This window comes from Allobacillus halotolerans (genome assembly GCF_018967645.1).
GTDB classification, from domain to species: Bacteria; Bacillota; Bacilli; order Bacillales; family Alkalibacillaceae; genus Allobacillus; species Allobacillus halotolerans.
Genome location: NZ_JAHLZF010000001.1, coordinates 158125 through 175264, shown reverse-complemented (window position 1 = coordinate 175264; position 17140 = coordinate 158125). Strand labels below are relative to the sequence as shown.

Below are 17140 nucleotides of genomic sequence, written 5' to 3'. Positions count from 1 at the left end.
TTCGTTCTAGTTTTATGATTCCTCACATAGATTTTTAATAGGAAATTGAGATTGGGGGATCTGAAATGAAACGATGGATCAAAGGGTCGTTATATACAATCGAACCCTATATCAGCTTATATGTCTTTTTGTTTGTCTTATTTGTGATTGGTGTTATTTTTGGAGCGAATTTGGTCGGGAACTTGAATTTTTTACAACAACAAGACCTGTTATTCTTTGTCGAAAACTATTTTCAAATGCTTGAAAGACCAGCAGATCAAGCGATTATGGATAGCTTTCTGAACATCTTGTATACACACGGTAAATATATGATATTTTTATTCCTTTTTGGTTTATCATTTGTTGGTCTCCCCATTGTATGGTTTTTATTATTTTTAAAAGGGGTAGTCGTTGGTTTTACAGTTGGTTTTCTCGTTCATCAATTGGCTTGGGATGGTTTTTTTATCTCACTCGTTTCGATCGCTCCACAAAATTTGTTGATCATCCCAGCTTATCTATTCTTGGCTGCAGGAAGTATGATTTTCAGTATCCGTGTGATGCGCTTATTATTTAGCCGGTTGGGCAACAAAGCTTCGATTGGAGAAGTGTTGAGGAACTATTTTAAGAATCTAGCCATTTCCTTTTGTATTCTTTTGGCAGGATGTGTAGTAGAAATATTGATTTCCAGCCAAGCGATCCACTTAGTTATCAATTAATAATGATTATAGGATGATATTCATTATAATCTGCTATTAATAATCATTTTAATTTGACACGTTCAACACTCTTACTTATAATAAAACTTGAACGAGTAAGAGGAGAGGTGCATAAAAGTGGAGAACCGCATTGAAAAGATCAAAAAACAACTTTCATCTCAAAGCTATAAGTTGACACCACAGCGCGAAGCCACCGTGCGTGTATTGCTGGAACATGAAGAAGACCACTTAAGTGCCGAAGATGTTTATCTCCTCGTAAAGGAAAAAGCACCGGAAATTGGGTTGGCCACGGTATATCGAACATTGGAATTGTTATCTGAATTAAAAGTGGTCGACAAAATCAACTTTGGCGATGGTGTTTCTCGTTATGACCTCAGAAAAGAAGGGGCAGAACATTTTCATCACCATCTCGTTTGTGTGGAGTGTGGCTCCGTAAAGGAAATTGAAGAGGATTTACTCGGTGATGTTGAAGCCATTGTTCAGACAAGATGGTCTTTTGAAGTGAAAGATCACCGCTTAACCTTTCATGGTGTTTGTGAACAGTGTCAAACAATTTCCAGCAAAGTCAATTCGTAAAATAAAATAAATAACAGATGATAAGATGATCTCGGAGTGTTCGGGTTCATCTTTTTAATTTTCTTGGATATTCTTTCGTACATATAGTTTTTTAGTGAAATGAAGGGCTGTAGTATGATAAATTCTTACTATAGCCTTTTTTATGTCACACCATTTGAGGGAGATACCGTCATGGATAATGAAATTGCTGATTTTGTTCACTATTTGACGATTGAAAAGGGATTGGCAGAAAATACGGTAAAATCGTATGAGAGAGATTTAAAACAATACCAATTTTTCTTGGAAAACGAATACACCATCCATCAAGTCAAGCAGATTGAGCGACCACACATTAAACATTTTTTGCTGTCTTTAAAGGAACAAGATAAATCAACGGCTTCAATATCTCGAATGATATCAACCATTCGTTCTTTTCATCATTTTTTGATCTATGAGCGTTTAGCGGAGCATGATCCGAGCCTACATATTGAAACGCCTAAAAAAGAACGGATGTTGCCGAAAGTTCTTTCAAGTCAAGAAGTAGAGTCTTTACTCGACATTCAAGGTGACTCACCTTTTGACCTCCGGAACAAAGCAATGTTGGAGATGCTGTATGCAACCGGACTACGAATTTCTGAATTACTATCCTTGGAATTGGATGATCTTCATTTAACGATGGGATTCGTACGAATAACGGGAAAAGGCGGGAAGGAGCGTATTGTACCGCTTGGAAAACATGCACAAGAGGCAATAGAAGGTTATGTGGAGATGGCTCGTTCTCAATTGGAAAAAAAGAACCAATCAGACGCTCTATTTCTGAATCATCACGGGAATCCGATGAGCCGACAAGGTTTTTGGAAAGTGTTAAAGGGAATTGTCTTAAAGAAAGGGATTCAAAAAGATGTATCGCCACATATGTTGCGCCATTCTTTTGCTACACACTTGTTAGAGAATGGGGCTGACTTGCGTGCTGTTCAAGAAATGTTGGGCCATTCGGATATTTCAACAACGCAGATTTACACACATGTGACAAAAACAAGGTTAAAAGATATTTATCATACCTATCATCCTCGGGCATAATACGAATTGGAAACTAACACAAAACGGAGGAGTTTTTTTATGGATTTTAAACGCGTATTTTTAATCGTTATGGATTCTGTAGGAATTGGAGAAGCACCTGATGCAAAGGAATTTAAAGATGTAGGTGCCGATACCCTCGGACACATAGCAGAAAAAATGAACGGATTGACTATGCCGAATATGAGTAAGCTTGGTTTAAGTAATATTCGTGAAATTCAAGGGATTGAGAAAGCGGAACAACCAAAGTCACATTTTACAAAAATGGAAGAAGCATCGAGTGGAAAGGATACAATGACTGGACACTGGGAAATGATGGGTCTTCGCATTGATCAGCCTTTCCGTACATTTCCTGATGGATTTCCAAATGAGTTAATTGAAAAGATTGAGAATAAATTCGGACGCAAAATCATTGGAAACAAACCTGCATCCGGTACGGAAATCATTAAAGAACTTGGTGAGGCACATGTAGAAACTGGTGCATTAATCGTATATACTTCAGCTGATTCTGTTTTACAAATCGCAGCTCATGAGGAAGTTGTTCCGCTTGATGAATTATATGAAATCTGTGAGTATGTAAGAGAAATTACGAAAGACGAGCCATATATGATCGGTCGGATTATCGCACGACCTTTTATTGGAAAACCTGGTGAGTTCGAACGTACTTCCAACCGTCATGACTATGCATTGAAACCATTCGGTCGTACAGTCATGAATGAACTGAAAGACAGCAACTATGATGTCATTGCGATCGGAAAAATTTCAGACATCTATGATGGTGAAGGAATTACGAAAGCCATTCGAACAAAAGACAATATGGATGGAATGGATCAAATTCATCAAACGATGAAAATGGATTTCACCGGTATCAGTTTCTTGAATTTAGTTGATTTTGATGCGAAGTTCGGCCATAGAAGGGACCCAATTGGATACGGTGAAGCTTTGGAAGCTTTTGACGAACGTCTACCTGAGCTACTTGAACAGTTGACAGAAGATGATTTACTCATCATCACTGCCGATCATGGTAACGATCCTGTGCACCACGGAACAGACCATACGAGGGAGTATGTTCCTTTACTGGTTCATCATAAGAACATCAATACGGGTGAGGAATTACCAATTCGTAAAACATTCGCAGATGTTGGGGCGACCATTGCTGATAATTTCAACATTAAACTACCAACACACGGCGAAAGCTTTTTAAAAGACATTCGATAAGTAGTAAAGGGGCGTTAATGAAATGCAGTTAATGAATCAAATTGAAGAAGCTAAACAATTTATTCAACGTAAATTAAACAAGCAAGAACCTACGATTGGACTGATTCTCGGTTCAGGGTTAGGTGTATTGGCTGATTATATCGAGGAACCTACAACCATTCCTTATGAACAGATTCCTCACTTTCCAAAGTCCACAGTAGCTGGGCATAAGGGGCAGTTGGTCATTGGTGAACTTGAAGGACAATCGGTTTTGGCCATGCAAGGTAGGTTTCATTATTATGAGGGCTATCCAATGGAAGCTGTGACATTTCCAGTGCTGGTGATGAATGCACTAGGTATTGATCAATTAATCGTTACGAATGCTGCAGGTGGTATTAATGAAAATTTTGAACCTGGCGATTTAATGATTATTCAGGATCATATTAATATGATGGGAACAAATCCATTAATTGGCCCCAATCCTGATGAACTTGGACCTCGGTTCCCGGATATGTCTCAAGCTTATAATAAAACGTTACGTAACATTGCTGAAGAAACAGCAAATGAGCTAGGACATACCATTCGTAAAGGCGTATATGTAGGGAATTCAGGGCCAACTTATGAAACAAGCAGCGAAATAAAAATGTTACGTATTCTCGGCGGCGATGCCGTTGGAATGTCAACTGTTCCTGAGGTTATTGTTGCGAACCACTCAGGAATGAGTGTTTTAGGGATTTCTTGTATTTCCAATATGGCAGCAGGTATATTGGACCAACCGTTGTCTCATGAAGAAGTGATCGAGACAACTGAGCGTGTGCGTGCGGATTTCATCCAAATCGTTCGCTCGATTCTAACGAAAATGTAAAACGGAGTGAACAATATGAGAATGTACGATATTATTGCCAAAAAGCGTGATGGGGAAGTTTTGACCCAAGAGGAAATCCAATTCTTCATCGATGGTTACACTTCTGGGGAAATTCCTGATTATCAAGCAAGTGCCTTTGCCATGGCGCTTTATTTCCAAGGCATGAACAAAGAAGAACGTGCAGCCATTACGATGGCGATGGCACAATCCGGTGACATGATCGATTTATCAGAAATAGAAGGAACGAAAGTCGATAAACATTCGACTGGTGGCGTTGGCGACACGACTACATTGATTCTCGCTCCACTGGTTGCTTCTGTTGGTGTACCAGTTGCGAAGATGAGTGGAAGAGGTCTCGGCCATACTGGTGGAACGATTGATAAGCTCGAATCTGTACCAGGATTTCATGTAGAACTATCCAAAGAAGAGTTTATTCAAAACGTCAATGAGAGAAAAGTATCCGTCATTGGTCAATCTGGAAATTTAACACCGGCAGATAAAAAATTATATGCACTTCGTGACGTTACTGCGACTGTCAACTCCATTCCGTTGATTGCCAGTTCGATTATGAGTAAAAAAATAGCTGCAGGCGCAGATGCGATTGTTTTGGATGTAAAAACGGGTGTCGGTGCATTTATGAAAAAAGAAAGTGAATCCGTTGATTTAGCTAAAGCAATGGTTGAGATCGGAAACTCCGTTGGCAGAAATACAATGGCGGTGATCAGTGATATGAGTCAACCGCTTGGAAATGCAATCGGAAATGCCTTAGAGGTTAAGGAAGCAATTGATACCTTAAATGGGACTGGACCCGAAGATTTAACGAAGTTATCGTTAACGCTAGGTAGTCAAATGGTTGTTTTAGCAGGTCAAGCAGAAAACCTTACCGAAGCATGGTCATTATTAGAAAAAAGTATTGAAAATGGGGATGCTTTGAAAAAATTCAAAGAGTTTTTAGCTTCACAAGGCGGAGATGCGTCCGTTGTCGATGAACCTACTTTATTGCCACAGGCAAAGCATCAATTTGAGGTTCTTGCTGATGAATCTGGTTATATTCACGAGATTGTAGCAGATGAAGTTGGTCATGCAGCAAGTATGTTAGGTGCTGGAAGGTTAACAAAGGATGCAGAAATCGACCTTTCTGTTGGAATTGTATTGCAGAAAAAAGTAGGCGATACCATTGAAAAAGGAGAGCCATTATTGACGATTCATAGCAATCATGAAGAAGTTAAAGAAGTTCAAGAAAAGCTAAAAGAAAATATCAAAATTTCACCAGAACCATTGATTCCGCCAGATTTAATCCGTCAAATCATTACGGAATAAGCGAGCTGTGCAGAATGAACCCAAGCTAAGGTACTCCAACCTTTGCTTGGGTTTTTTTAATGGTGTTCTATTCGAAAATAAGACATTTATATAGCTTTCCTTTTCATTAAATACTAAAACAGTGTAATAATTTCTCGAATCATGGAAAAAATATCAAGCAGAACTAATGGAGGGAAGGGAAGTTTATGATTCGTAAGGTATCCATTCTTATGTTGATTATTTTCGTAATGATTCCAGGCTTTTCTGTATTCGGAGAAGAAGCGGAATTAACTGATCATTCATCAAGCTCTTTTTTAATGGAGGTAGATACAGGTACAGTGCTACATGAGAAAAATGCCCACAAACCGTTACCACCTGCAAGTATGACAAAGCTTATGACACTACTATTGATCATGGAGGAGATTGACCAAGGAAAGTTAACATTAAGTGAATCCGTGCGTGTTAGCGAATATGCTGCATCAATGGGTGGTTCTCAAATTTTTTTAGAACCAAACGAGGAAATGTCGGTTGAAGATTTACTGAAGAGTATTGCGATCGCATCAGCTAATGACTCATCGGTTGCTTTAGCTGAAAGAATTGCCGTATCTGAAGAAAATTTCGTTAAGCGTATGAATAAGCGAGCAAAAGAATTAGGGCTTAAAAACACAACGTTCAAAAACGTAACAGGACTACACGCGGAAGGCCATGTAAGCTCTGCTTATGATCTGGCTAAAATTGCGCAAGAGCTTTTGAAGCATGATGAAATCACTTCTTATACTAAAATTTATGAAGATTATTTACGAAAAGGGACCGATGAAGAATTTTGGTTAGTCAATACAAATAAATTGGTGAAATTTTATCAAGGTGTCGACGGATTAAAAACAGGATATACAGATGAAGCGAAATACGGTCTGACTGCCACTGCAAAGCGTGGAGATATGCGGGTGATCGCGGTCTCCATGGGAGCGAAAACCGTCAAAGATCGAAATGCTGACGTGACCAATATGTTGGACTATGCGTTCAGTCATTATGAACTCCATAAATTGCATGATAAAGAAACGCCTTTGTTTACGTGGTCCCACTTAAAATCAAAACAAGACGAATTGAACTTAGTCGCCGATCAAAATGTTTCTGTCCTATTATCAAAAGGAGAAGAGATGGAAGACTATGAAACGGTCGTTAAACCTGGAAATATAGACAAGTGGCCAATCAAGCAAGGGGAACAATTAGGTGATCTGCACGTTAAGAAAGGCGACACCACAATCAAAAAAATTCCACTCTACGTAAAAGAAGACGTAGAAGAAGCGAGATTGTTAAAATTGTTTAATCGTGTCGGAAAGTTCTTGCATCAAGGATATAAAACGTCGAATATGAACTAGTTTTGTCAGTGAGAAGGATTTTTCATAAGAAGTAAAGAAAGACTCAAGTAGCTAAAACCAAGAGGAGGGGTATGGCCTTGAGTCTTACTTATGATTTTGAACAGAAACAAGATGTCTTATTGGTTCGACTGACAGGTGAGTTGGATCATCATGAAGCGGAGCAGTTAAAAAACGATTGGCAGTCGTATTTACAAAACGGAATGACAAAACATGTTGTCGTTAATCTGGAAAATCTACACTTTATGGATTCGTCAGGGTTAGGTGTATTTCTCGGCCGATATAAAGAAGTGAAGGAAATTGGCGGTGAAATGGTCATCTGCTCAATTAATTATGATGTTCAACGATTATTTGAGTTATCGGGATTGTTTAAAATTATCGATGCAGCAGATAATGAAGCAGCAGCACTCGCTCGTTTGGGGGTGACGCTATGAGTAATTTCATGAAAGTGGAGTTTGCCGCCAAAAGTGAAAATGAATCATTTGCGCGTACAACCGTTGCTGCTTTCATTGCTCAATTAGACCCAACGGTTGAAGAGCTGACGGAAATTAAGACAGTCGTCTCTGAGGCAGTAACCAATGCAATTATTCATGGATATGAAGAAAATGAAGAAGGAACCGTGTTGATCGAATGCGAACTCAAAGACCAAGATATCTCCTTGACGATCCGCGACTTCGGCAATGGGATTGAGGATGTTGATGAAGCCATTCAACCAATGTATACATCGAAACCAGAGTTAGAACGATCTGGAATGGGTTTTACCATTATGGAAAATTTCATGGATCACTTTGAAATTGAATCAATTCCCAACCACGGGACAACGGTCACGCTGAGAAAAAAGTTCCTAAACAATCAATCGGCTTACAATTAGGTGATGCCGATGAGCCAAAATAGTCAGATCAAAAAGAATATATCACTCAGTAATGAAACAGTCCGTGAATTGATTGAAAGAAGTCAAAGTGGTGATGAAAACGCCCGTGATGAAATCGTCGAACATAACACCCGGCTCGTATGGTCTGTTGTCCAACGGTTTTTGAATCGAGGATATGAACCAGATGATCTATTTCAAATTGGATGTATTGGATTGATTAAATCCATTGATAAATTCGATTTGTCTTATGATGTGCGATTCTCTACATACGCTGTACCAATGATCATCGGGGAAATTCAGCGTTTTATCAGAGATGATGGCTCTTTGAAGGTGAGTCGCTCCCTAAAGGAATTGAATAATAAGATTCGTATTAAAAAAGACGAACTAACGAAGCAACTCGGTGAATCACCATCCATTTCGATGCTAAGTGAAGAGATGAATATTCCGAAAGAGGATATCCTCTTGGCACTTGAGGCAAATCAGCAACCTCATTCGATTCACGAAACGGTTTATGAAAATGAAGGAGATCCGATCACATTAATGGATCAAATAGCCGACCAGAACACCGAGTGGTTTGACCACATTGCTTTGAAGGAAGCCGTTCGGCACTTAAATGAACGAGAGCGCCTCATTGTATATTTGCGCTACTATAAAGACCAAACTCAATCGGAAGTAGCTGAACGACTGAGTATTTCTCAAGTGCAAGTATCTCGATTGGAAAAAAGCATCCTTCAGCACTTAAAAGAATATTTGAATCAATAGAAACCGATACAAAAAATAAAAGTTGTTGAAAGAGACGAATCGTTAAATAACAAAAGAAGTAAATTGGATAGGAAGCGAAATCATAACACGAAGACGCCTGCGGGTCAGGAAATAAAAGGAACTTCCGCTAAAACCGCACACGTCCTGTGTGCAACGCGGGAAGCCACCACTTCCTGTGGATGTACGTCCTGTGGCCAACGTTGACACTAGCCCGTCCTGGGCATCTGAATAGCACGTGTCACGAGAACCTACAGGGCATGTTTTAAGGCCAAGGTGGCTCTGCGAAAAACGAAGTGTATTGATGGAGCGTTATTCAAGCAAGAAACCCGAACGATTTAGATAAATAAATCGTTCGGGTTTTAACTTTGTTCTAGCCACTAATAAAAAAGAGTGGGGCAAATGTATTTACGTACATTCAGTTCCAAATAATGTTTTAGGATAGAACATTATAGCGAGGCGAGATCCATTCTATTTGTATGTAGAGCATGGTTTTTGTGCTCTACCCCCGATTAGAGCACTTCTATTCAGGGGTAGAGCAAGAATATTACCCGCTATCCCCGATTAGAGCACTTCAATTCAGGGGTAGAGCAAGAATTTTACCTGCTACCCCCGATTAGAGCACTTCTATTCAGGGGTAGAGCACTAATTTTGCATTCTACCTCTGATTAGGCCATTTTTAAGCCAATCGAGGTTAATACCAAACTACGCGTAAGATCATTTTCATCATTTTAAAAGAACGCAATTCTTCATATGATGTTTTGCCCGCCTTCGCTTCCACAAAATTGCGTGGACTCTTACCACTAAATACAACCTAATTATTCTCAGTACGGAACCTCTTTTTAAATCCCAAAATCTAAGCTGGTTAAACTTAAATTTCCAATCGAAATACATGCTTTAAAGATGAACGTACATACTAACGGCTAGAGTCGATTAGTGAAGGTGAAGATGATGGCACATGTGATTTACATTAAATTAAAACACCATAAAACAGTTCAGTCGAATGAAAAAGTTTTTCTGAGGGACATTGCTTGGATTCAAGCTGAGGATGAAGTGAAAAGAAAACTTGAACAGCTTTTCATTTCGGAAGTCAAAAAAGAAGACCTGACTTATAAGGTTCTAGACATATTTACAATTATCGAGAAAATCAGAAAGCTTTATCCGGAATATGAAATAGAAACAATCGGCCCTGCACAAACTATACTTAAACTCCAAAAGAAGCATTCAAAAATATTTCCGTTATACGTTGTTTTTATTTGGTGTCTTTTGTTTATCGGTTCGGCGATGGCCATAATAAATTTTCATTATGACGTTAGCATGGAAGAAGTACAAGAGCGTATCCATTATATGATAACTGGTGAAGAGGGGCGAAGTATTTTATGGTTTCAAATACCTTATTCACTCGGGTTAGGTCTCGGTATGATTTTGTTTTTTAATCATATTTTCAAGAAAAAATTAAATGAAGAGCCAAGCCCATTAGACATTGAAATGCATAACTATGATGAAGATATTCGACGTTATGTTTCTTATCATGAAAATGAACTGGTCGAGCGAAATGAAGATTAATTATTTAGTTGACTTATTTATTGGCTTAGCAGCTGGTTTTACTGTTGGCGCTGGGTTTGTCGCTTTCTTGGCAGTTTTAGGAATCATTCCACGGTTAGCTCAACTGTCAAAGTCAAGAACCTTTATTCACTTTTATGAAAACGCCGTAACTGCTGGTGCAGTGTTCGGTACCTACTTATCGTTTCAGACAGCCATGATTTCAGTTCCGATTCCGATAGAAGTGTTGTGGGGACTGTTACACGGAATTTTTATCGGCATGCTTGCTGCCGCTTTAACCGAAGTGCTCAATGTGTTTCCGATTCTTTTTAAACGTATTCGGTTGAATCGTTATCTATTGACACTCTTACTTGCAATTGTATTAGGCAAAATTTTTGGCTCGCTTTTTCAATGGACAATCTTTGATTTTTAGAAAGGAGCATCTAAATGATTACAAAAGATAACTATAAAGAGAGTGTGAAACCATATCAAGGTAAACCACCACTATTAAAGAATTGCCTGAAAGCTTTTATTGTTGGGGGTCTGATCTGTGTGATCGGACAAGGGTTGACCTATTTTTATATGTACGTATTTGATTTTACAGAAAAACAAGCAGGGAATCCGACGGTAACAACACTGATATTGATATCTGCATTATTGACCGGTTTTGGCGTGTACGATCGCTTAGGAAGTTTTGCAGGCGCAGGTGCTGCTGTACCCGTTACAGGCTTCGCCAACTCGATCACAAGTGCTGCTTTAGAGCATAAGAGTGAAGGAATTCTTTTTGGGATATCAACAAACATGTTTAAGCTAGCTGGGTCTGTAATCGTTTTTGGTACGGTATCTGCTTATGTCGTCGGTTTAATTCGGTATACAATCCAGCAATTACTCTAACAATAGAGGTGATCGCAAGTGAAACAAGGAAAAAATTCATGGAAATTTACAAATGGAGTTTATATTGATGGAAACGCCACGGTAACTGGACCAAAGGAAGCAAAGGGGCCATTGGCAGATACGTTTGATTATAGTTTTGACGATTTATATTGCAACGAAAAAACGTGGGAAAAAGCAGAGCAGGCTTTATTGAAAAAATCAATCGGACTGACGTTATCCAAAACAAATACACGGCAAGATGCTGTCGACCTATTCATTAGTGGTGACCTACTGAATCAAACCATCTCATCCAGCTATGTCGCAAGGGACATGGACATCCCTTTTTTCGGCGTATTCGGTGCTTGCTCAACATCGATGGAAACTGTGGCAATAAGTTCCTCGTTCGTTGACGCAGGTCATTGTTCCAAAGTTGTTGCCGGTACAAGCAGTCATTATTCAACAGCTGAAAGACAATTTCGCTATCCAACAGAGTACGGAATACAAAAACCGAATACTGCACATTGTACAGTGACTGGAGCTGGGTCGGTCTTAGTCCAAAAGGAAAAGGCGGCAATCCAAGTGGAAGGAGCGACAATTGGAAAAGTGATTGACTATGGTGTGACTGATCCGTTGGATATGGGTTCTGCGATGGCACCAGCCGCAGCCAATACGATCGTACAACACTTCAAAGATTTTGGTCGCCAACCAGATGATTACGATATCATCTTGACCGGCGACTTAGCCAGTGTAGGTACACCAATATTAAAAAAATTAACAGAGCAATCAGGCTATGATATCGAGGATGTGCATCAAGATTGTGGACTAATGATTTATCATGATAGCCAAAAAGTGAACGCAGGAGGAAGTGGATGTGCAAGCTCAGCTGTTGTCACTTATGGATATATCATGCAACAAATGATGGATCATAAGCTTGATAAAGTGCTTGTCGTTGCAACTGGTGCATTACTCAGTCCAACGATTGTCCAACAAAAAGAATCCATTCCTTGTATTGCACATGGCGTGGTTATAAAGCGGGTGAAAGACTGATGTTTTTACAGTTTTTATGGGCATTTTTAGTTGGTGGAGCGATCTGTGTAGTAGGTCAACTGTTATTTGATGTCGCAAAGCTTACTCCTGCACATGTAATGTCTTCCTTTGTAGTCGCTGGCGCCGTTTTAGACGGTTTTGATTTATACGACAAATTGATTGAGTTCGCTGGCGCAGGAGCGACCGTGCCGATCACAAGTTTTGGACATAATCTTCTTCACGGCGCCATGGCACAATCAGAAGAACATGGGTTTATGGGAATAGCTCTTGGTATTTTTCAATTGACTTCAGCAGGTATTTCTTCCGCTATTTTATTTGGATTTATCATTGCCTTAATTTTCAAACCAAAAGGCTAAAAGGGGTAATCAAATGGCTCAAGATGTAAAAGGTAAAACAATTGATGCGTCTATCAAAAAAAGCCGTAAAGTCTTCGGTGATCAATTAGGAATCGGAACCTCGTTCGATGTTGGTAGACGCTCACTCCTTGTTTTAGAACATGATGTCGATATTTATTTTGTGAACGGTTTGACTGATTCTGAATATACGATTGAAATCATAAAGAAACTGGTTGAAATCAATGATTTTGAGTCGGAGAAACGGAAATTGGCCGAAATCATAAAAAACCGACTGATGAATCATCAAGTAGAAGAGTTTAAAACTTATGATGATGCCATTAACCAATTATTATCGGGTTTGGTGGTTGTCACCATTGACGGGGAATCATTTGCTCTTGTCGTTGATGTAAGGAATTATCCAGGTCGTGGACCAAAAGAGCCGGATACAGAGAAGGTCGTGCGAGGTGCACGTGACGGATTCACAGAAAATATTATAGAAAACTCAGGGCTAACCAGGAGAAGGATACGAGATGATCGTTTACGCATGGAGATTATGCGTGTCGGTGAGCGCTCACAAACCGATGTATCCATTGCTTATTTAAAAGATGTTGCAGACCCCGGATTGGTCGATGTCATTAAGAAAGAAATTAGTAAAATTAATGTGGACGGCATGGCGATGTCTGATAAAGCATTGGAAGAATTCCTCGTTTCTCAAAGTATTAATCCGTTTCCTTTAGTTCGATACACAGAAAGGCCGGATGTCGCATCAGCTCATTTATTTGAAGGCCATGTCCTCATCTATGTGGATACATCGCCCAGTGTCATGATTACACCGACAACGTTCTTTCATCATGTTCAACATGCAGAAGAAAGTCGGCAAGTTCCATCAGTCGGTACGTTCATTCGTTGGGTGAGATTCTTTGGTGTTATTTTATCAATCTTTTTGCTGCCATTATGGGTACTATTCGCAACACAACCTGAATACTTACCACCGGAGTTATCGTTTATTGGCTTAAAAGAAGAAGGTAATCTGCCAATTATTGTGCAAGTGTTACTGGCAGATATTGGATTGGAATTCATGAGGATTGCGGCCATTCACACACCGACCGCCCTATCGACCGCTATGGGACTTATTGCGGCGGTGTTGATTGGCGAGATCGCAATCACAGTCGGTTTGTTCAGTCCAGAAATTATCTTATACGTAGCAATTAGTGCGATTGGTACCTACTCGACACCAAGCCATGAATTAGGTGTTGCTAATAAACTGGTGAGGATTATGTTGGTCATTGCTGTATCGATATGGGGAGCTGCCGGATTTATAATTGGTGTAACACTGTATTTGCTCCACTTAGTGCGAACAATCTCGCTGAATACGCCTTATTTTTGGCCATTGATTCCTTTTAATGGGAGAGCACTATGGCACGTGTTTATCCGAATGACGGTTCCTCACCAACGTTTCCGTCCGAGCATTGTTCATCCACAATCAGCCGCACGAATGCCTAAGGGAGAAAACACAAAGTAATAAAAAAGTTGTTAAATCAAGTGATTGGGATATAGTTTTACAAATGTTTGACACCCGTACGATGATTAATCGATCTTAATCGTCATACGGGTGTTACTTGATTCTTTCGCCAAAACACCAACCGTCATCAATAGTTGTCATAAAAATGTAGTATTAAAATTGAAAAGTGTGTGTAACTTGTGATAAGTTATTTTTATTAGCTTTGCTTCAAAGAGAAAAGGTGAGATAATTAATGAGTAATAACCATTTGCATATTGGTGGTATTGATTCAATCGATTTGATCGAGAAGTATGGGACACCTTTGTTTGTCTATGACGTTAAAAAGATTAGAGAAAATGCTCGTGCTTTTGTCAGAACTTTTGAAGAATCGGGGATTCCTTTTCAGGTCGCATATGCGAGTAAGGCCTTTTCTTCTATAGCAATGCTTCAAGTAGCAAAGCAAGAGAAACTAAGCTTGGATGTCGTTTCTCAAGGAGAATTACATACTGCATTAGAAGCTGGTTTTCCTGTAGAAAAAATTCATATGCATGGAAACAACAAAAGCGAAGATGAGTTAAAAATGGCAATTGAGAGTGGGATCGGTTGTATTGTCGTTGACAATTTTTATGAAATCTCTTTGTTGGAAGCTTTGCTTGAGGAAAAAGATACAGCTGTGGAAGTATTGCTTCGAGTCACGCCAGGAATTGAAGCACATACACATGATTATATATTGACTGGTCAAGAAGACTCCAAGTTTGGTTTTGATTTGAATAGTGACCAAGCTGACGAGGCATTGAAACGACTACTTAATCATCCACGATTCCATGTGTTAGGAATTCACTCACATATTGGATCCCAAATATTTGAGACAACGGGTTTTGAAATGGCGATTAAAAAGCTCTTTCAATTACTTGATCATTGGAAAAAACAATTTCAATACGATGCCGAAGTTGTCAATCTGGGCGGAGGGTTCGGCATTAAGTATACGGAGAGCGATCAACCGTTGCCTTTGAATCAATATGTTGTTACATTGACAGATTGTGTCAAAATGGAAGCACAAAGGTTGAATTTAGCCATCCCAGAAATTTGGATTGAACCAGGCAGGTCTATTGTCGGCGATGCTGGAACAACATTATATACTGTCGGATCATTGAAGGAAGTTGAGAACGTTCGAAAATATGCGTCCGTAGACGGTGGCATGACAGATAATATTCGCCCGGCACTTTACCAAGCTAAGTATCAAGCGGTTGTCGCAAATAAAATAAATGAACCGTTGTCCGAAGAAGTATCAATTGCTGGTAAATGTTGTGAGTCTGGTGATATGCTTATCTGGGACTTGAAGACCCCGACAATCGAATCCGGTGACTACTTAGCTGTGTTTTCTACAGGTGCTTACGGGTATGCAATGGCAAGCCATTATAACCGCTTTCCTAAAGCTGCGGTTGTGTTTGTTGAAGATGGAAAAGATCAGCTCGTTGTCCAACGTGAAAAATACACGGATTTAACTCGATTTGATTTAAGCTATGAATAAACGAATTGGAGGAATAAACAATGAAAAAAGCAACAATTCAATTTGAAAACGGTGAACAAATTAAGATCGATTTATTTGAAGAAGATGCTCCAGGAACGGTTGAAAACTTCGTCAGCTTAGCAAAAAAGAATTTTTATGATGGTTTAACGTTCCACCGAGTGATTCCAGGATTCGTCATTCAGGGTGGCGACCCAAATGGTAATGGAACAGGCGGTCCAGGATATACGATTAAATGTGAAACGGAAGGAAATCCGAATAAACATGAGAGAGGTTCTTTATCCATGGCACATGCCGGTAAAGATACAGGTGGAAGCCAGTTCTTCATTTGTTTTGAAGCTCAACCTCATTTAGACGGTGTTCATACCGTATTCGGAAAAGTGGTTGAAGGCATGGACGTTGTAGACCGAGTAAAAGTCGGCGATGTGATGCAGAAGGTGACGATCGAAGAATAGAACATCAATCGTATTGAATCTTGATTTTTGGGATAAAATGGTGTTACTATTACTACTCGACAAACTTTTTTTGTGAATTTTTCAGTGAATTGTAATTCATAGAATTCTCAAAGATTGAAGGATTGAAAGAGAAATCCTTTTGTTAAAGAGGGGTTAATATGTTAATCAAGTTTAAGAAAAGTTTTGAAAAAATTGCCATGGGTCTTCTTTCCTTTATGCCCGAAGAAAAAAAAGTAAAGAAACTACAAGAAACAATCAATGAATATGAAAGTAATGAGAATTGGCAATTGTACTTGTGGAAAGAGGAAGAGGTTCTAGGGACAATTGGTGTCCGCCTGGAAGACGAAAAAGTTGTCGTCCAACATATTAGCGTTAATCCATCGTATCGAAACCAAGGAATTGGCAAGAAGATGGTTCAAGCAGTTAAAGAGCTTTATGAGGAACGCGATGTGTGCGGTAATGAATTCACCAATGAATTTTTCGAAGCTTGTAAAGAAGAAGAATAAATAAACTGCCCAATTCACTCGAGTAATGAGTAGGATGGGCAGTTTGTTTTTATACAGGAAAAAGTAGAGAAATGAGTGTGAGAATTTCAGGAAAAGATGAATGAGAATCGCATACTCAAATGACGTTTACAAATGTGTGGAATATCGAAGACTTAATGATCATTACGAAATTCTTTGAGGTGACGGTGGATGACTCGCTCGTCGGTAACCTGATAAGCATATTCCGTGTGCTCATTTTTTTGAATGGCGAAGTGTTGGAGTTTTTCTTTTAATTTTTCACTGGCGATTGGTAAGTCAACACTTTTGTACGGCACATTGGCATCAATATTATATTGAAGATCTGATACGAGTGTGAGTAGTTCGCGGTTAGACAAGCCTAAGCAATCTAACTCATCTGGATGCTCCATTAACTTTTCATTGCAACGATCGATTAATTTTTTTGCACCTACCATATTCCCACGCCTGTAATGATATAAGCTGACAGCTAATTGAATCAACCCAGTCCAAACCGAATCTCGTTTCATTTCCGTCTTGTTTTTCCAAAAATCCTCTAACACCTCATGACACTCAAAATAGTCTCTTGTATAATGGAATTCGTAAAGATATTCAAGAAATTGTTTCGGATACATAGGCCGTCTCCCTTATTGTTATTCCCTTTC

Annotated in this window: 20 protein-coding genes; 19 read left to right on the top strand and 1 reads right to left on the bottom strand. The window is 39.3% G+C overall.

Annotated elements, in window-relative coordinates:
- Positions 1–65 precede the first annotated feature (65 nt).
- The 19 genes from spoIIM (at position 66) to KQ486_RS00850 (ending at position 16481) form a co-directional block, all read left to right on the top strand.
- Positions 66–695 (top strand): stage II sporulation protein M, encoded by a 630-nt coding sequence (spoIIM, locus tag KQ486_RS00940; RefSeq protein WP_144158645.1) that lies wholly within the window; start codon positions 66–68, stop codon positions 693–695.
- Between the two features lie 117 nt (positions 696–812).
- Positions 813–1271 carry a ferric iron uptake transcriptional regulator gene (gene fur / locus KQ486_RS00935; protein WP_216686527.1) on the top strand — a complete coding sequence of 153 codons (459 nt, stop codon included), beginning with the start codon at positions 813–815 and terminating at the stop codon, positions 1269–1271.
- A 171-nt stretch (positions 1272–1442) separates the two neighbouring features.
- A complete protein-coding gene (gene xerD / locus KQ486_RS00930; RefSeq protein ID WP_144158651.1) occupies positions 1443–2330 on the top strand; it encodes a site-specific tyrosine recombinase XerD in 888 nt (295 codons plus the stop codon).
- Positions 2331–2369: 39 nt separating this feature from the next.
- Positions 2370–3545 carry a phosphopentomutase gene (deoB, locus tag KQ486_RS00925; RefSeq protein ID WP_144158654.1) on the top strand — a complete coding sequence of 392 codons (1176 nt, stop codon included), beginning with the start codon at positions 2370–2372 and terminating at the stop codon, positions 3543–3545.
- 22 nt (positions 3546–3567) lie between these two features.
- On the top strand, positions 3568–4389 hold the full coding sequence (locus KQ486_RS00920; protein ID WP_370512013.1) for a purine-nucleoside phosphorylase: 822 nt from the start codon (positions 3568–3570) through the stop codon (positions 4387–4389).
- 15 nt (positions 4390–4404) lie between these two features.
- Complete coding sequence (locus KQ486_RS00915) at positions 4405–5709, top strand: pyrimidine-nucleoside phosphorylase (RefSeq protein ID WP_216686526.1); 1305 nt, start codon at positions 4405–4407, stop codon at positions 5707–5709.
- A 185-nt stretch (positions 5710–5894) separates the two neighbouring features.
- Positions 5895–7067, top strand: coding sequence for a D-alanyl-D-alanine carboxypeptidase family protein (locus tag KQ486_RS00910; protein WP_216686525.1), 1173 nt, complete (start codon positions 5895–5897; stop codon positions 7065–7067).
- A gap of 77 nt (positions 7068–7144) precedes the next feature.
- The gene (gene spoIIAA / locus KQ486_RS00905; RefSeq protein ID WP_216686524.1) at positions 7145–7498 is read left to right on the top strand and encodes an anti-sigma F factor antagonist; all 354 of its coding nucleotides are present in this window, start codon (positions 7145–7147) and stop codon (positions 7496–7498) included.
- Positions 7495–7935, top strand: coding sequence for an anti-sigma F factor (gene spoIIAB / locus KQ486_RS00900; RefSeq protein ID WP_216686523.1), 441 nt, complete (start codon positions 7495–7497; stop codon positions 7933–7935). Before spoIIAA ends, spoIIAB begins: the two co-directional genes overlap by 4 nt.
- Positions 7936–7944: 9 nt before the next feature.
- Positions 7945–8697 carry an RNA polymerase sporulation sigma factor SigF gene (gene sigF, locus KQ486_RS00895; RefSeq protein ID WP_216686522.1) on the top strand — a complete coding sequence of 251 codons (753 nt, stop codon included), beginning with the start codon at positions 7945–7947 and terminating at the stop codon, positions 8695–8697.
- Positions 8698–9645: 948 nt separating this feature from the next.
- Positions 9646–10260, top strand: coding sequence for a stage V sporulation protein AA (locus KQ486_RS00890; RefSeq protein WP_186278479.1), 615 nt, complete (start codon positions 9646–9648; stop codon positions 10258–10260).
- Positions 10250–10669, top strand: coding sequence for a stage V sporulation protein AB (locus tag KQ486_RS00885; RefSeq protein ID WP_144158675.1), 420 nt, complete (start codon positions 10250–10252; stop codon positions 10667–10669). Before KQ486_RS00890 ends, KQ486_RS00885 begins: the two co-directional genes overlap by 11 nt.
- A 14-nt stretch (positions 10670–10683) precedes the next feature.
- Entirely contained in the window at positions 10684–11130 is a 447-nt protein-coding gene (gene spoVAC / locus KQ486_RS00880) for a stage V sporulation protein AC (RefSeq protein ID WP_144158678.1), read from the top strand.
- A gap of 18 nt (positions 11131–11148) precedes the next feature.
- Positions 11149–12156: a stage V sporulation protein AD gene (gene spoVAD / locus KQ486_RS00875; protein ID WP_144158681.1), complete on the top strand. Its 1008-nt coding sequence runs from the start codon at positions 11149–11151 to the stop codon at positions 12154–12156.
- Positions 12156–12512, top strand: coding sequence for a stage V sporulation protein AE (gene spoVAE, locus KQ486_RS00870; protein WP_216686521.1), 357 nt, complete (start codon positions 12156–12158; stop codon positions 12510–12512). The genes spoVAD and spoVAE overlap by 1 nt, the downstream gene beginning before the upstream one ends.
- Positions 12513–12525: 13 nt before the next feature.
- The gene (locus KQ486_RS00865; protein ID WP_144158687.1) at positions 12526–14013 is read left to right on the top strand and encodes a spore germination protein; all 1488 of its coding nucleotides are present in this window, start codon (positions 12526–12528) and stop codon (positions 14011–14013) included.
- Between the two features lie 232 nt (positions 14014–14245).
- A complete protein-coding gene (gene lysA / locus KQ486_RS00860) occupies positions 14246–15523 on the top strand; it encodes a diaminopimelate decarboxylase (protein WP_144158691.1) in 1278 nt (425 codons plus the stop codon).
- Between the two features lie 20 nt (positions 15524–15543).
- A complete protein-coding gene (locus tag KQ486_RS00855; protein WP_144158694.1) occupies positions 15544–15975 on the top strand; it encodes a peptidylprolyl isomerase in 432 nt (143 codons plus the stop codon).
- A 158-nt stretch (positions 15976–16133) separates the two neighbouring features.
- Positions 16134–16481 carry a GNAT family N-acetyltransferase gene (locus KQ486_RS00850; RefSeq protein WP_144158697.1) on the top strand — a complete coding sequence of 116 codons (348 nt, stop codon included), beginning with the start codon at positions 16134–16136 and terminating at the stop codon, positions 16479–16481.
- 152 nt (positions 16482–16633) lie between these two features.
- Here KQ486_RS00850 and KQ486_RS00845 read toward each other — a convergent pair whose 3' ends face one another.
- Positions 16634–17110: a DUF309 domain-containing protein gene (locus KQ486_RS00845; protein ID WP_144158700.1), complete on the bottom strand. Its 477-nt coding sequence runs from the start codon at positions 17108–17110 to the stop codon at positions 16634–16636.
- Between the last annotated feature and the right edge of the window lie 30 nt (positions 17111–17140).

Bases quoted from the DNA above. Each gene is read 5' to 3' on its own strand.
- spoIIM (WP_144158645.1), top strand. From the start codon at position 66: ATGAAACGATGGATCAAAGGGTCGTTATATACAATCGAACCCTATATC.
- xerD (WP_144158651.1), top strand. From the start codon at position 1,443: ATGGATAATGAAATTGCTGATTTTGTTCACTATTTGACGATTGAAAAG.
- deoB (WP_144158654.1), top strand. From the start codon at position 2,370: ATGGATTTTAAACGCGTATTTTTAATCGTTATGGATTCTGTAGGAATT.
- KQ486_RS00920 (WP_370512013.1), top strand. From the start codon at position 3,568: ATGCAGTTAATGAATCAAATTGAAGAAGCTAAACAATTTATTCAACGT.
- KQ486_RS00915 (WP_216686526.1), top strand. From the start codon at position 4,405: ATGAGAATGTACGATATTATTGCCAAAAAGCGTGATGGGGAAGTTTTG.
- KQ486_RS00910 (WP_216686525.1), top strand. From the start codon at position 5,895: ATGATTCGTAAGGTATCCATTCTTATGTTGATTATTTTCGTAATGATT.
- spoIIAB (WP_216686523.1), top strand. From the start codon at position 7,495: ATGAGTAATTTCATGAAAGTGGAGTTTGCCGCCAAAAGTGAAAATGAA.
- sigF (WP_216686522.1), top strand. From the start codon at position 7,945: ATGAGCCAAAATAGTCAGATCAAAAAGAATATATCACTCAGTAATGAA.
- KQ486_RS00890 (WP_186278479.1), top strand. From the start codon at position 9,646: ATGGCACATGTGATTTACATTAAATTAAAACACCATAAAACAGTTCAG.
- KQ486_RS00885 (WP_144158675.1), top strand. From the start codon at position 10,250: ATGAAGATTAATTATTTAGTTGACTTATTTATTGGCTTAGCAGCTGGT.
- spoVAC (WP_144158678.1), top strand. From the start codon at position 10,684: ATGATTACAAAAGATAACTATAAAGAGAGTGTGAAACCATATCAAGGT.
- spoVAE (WP_216686521.1), top strand. From the start codon at position 12,156: ATGTTTTTACAGTTTTTATGGGCATTTTTAGTTGGTGGAGCGATCTGT.
- KQ486_RS00865 (WP_144158687.1), top strand. From the start codon at position 12,526: ATGGCTCAAGATGTAAAAGGTAAAACAATTGATGCGTCTATCAAAAAA.
- lysA (WP_144158691.1), top strand. From the start codon at position 14,246: ATGAGTAATAACCATTTGCATATTGGTGGTATTGATTCAATCGATTTG.
- KQ486_RS00855 (WP_144158694.1), top strand. From the start codon at position 15,544: ATGAAAAAAGCAACAATTCAATTTGAAAACGGTGAACAAATTAAGATC.
- KQ486_RS00850 (WP_144158697.1), top strand. From the start codon at position 16,134: ATGTTAATCAAGTTTAAGAAAAGTTTTGAAAAAATTGCCATGGGTCTT.
- KQ486_RS00845 (WP_144158700.1), bottom strand. From the start codon at position 17,110: ATGTATCCGAAACAATTTCTTGAATATCTTTACGAATTCCATTATACA.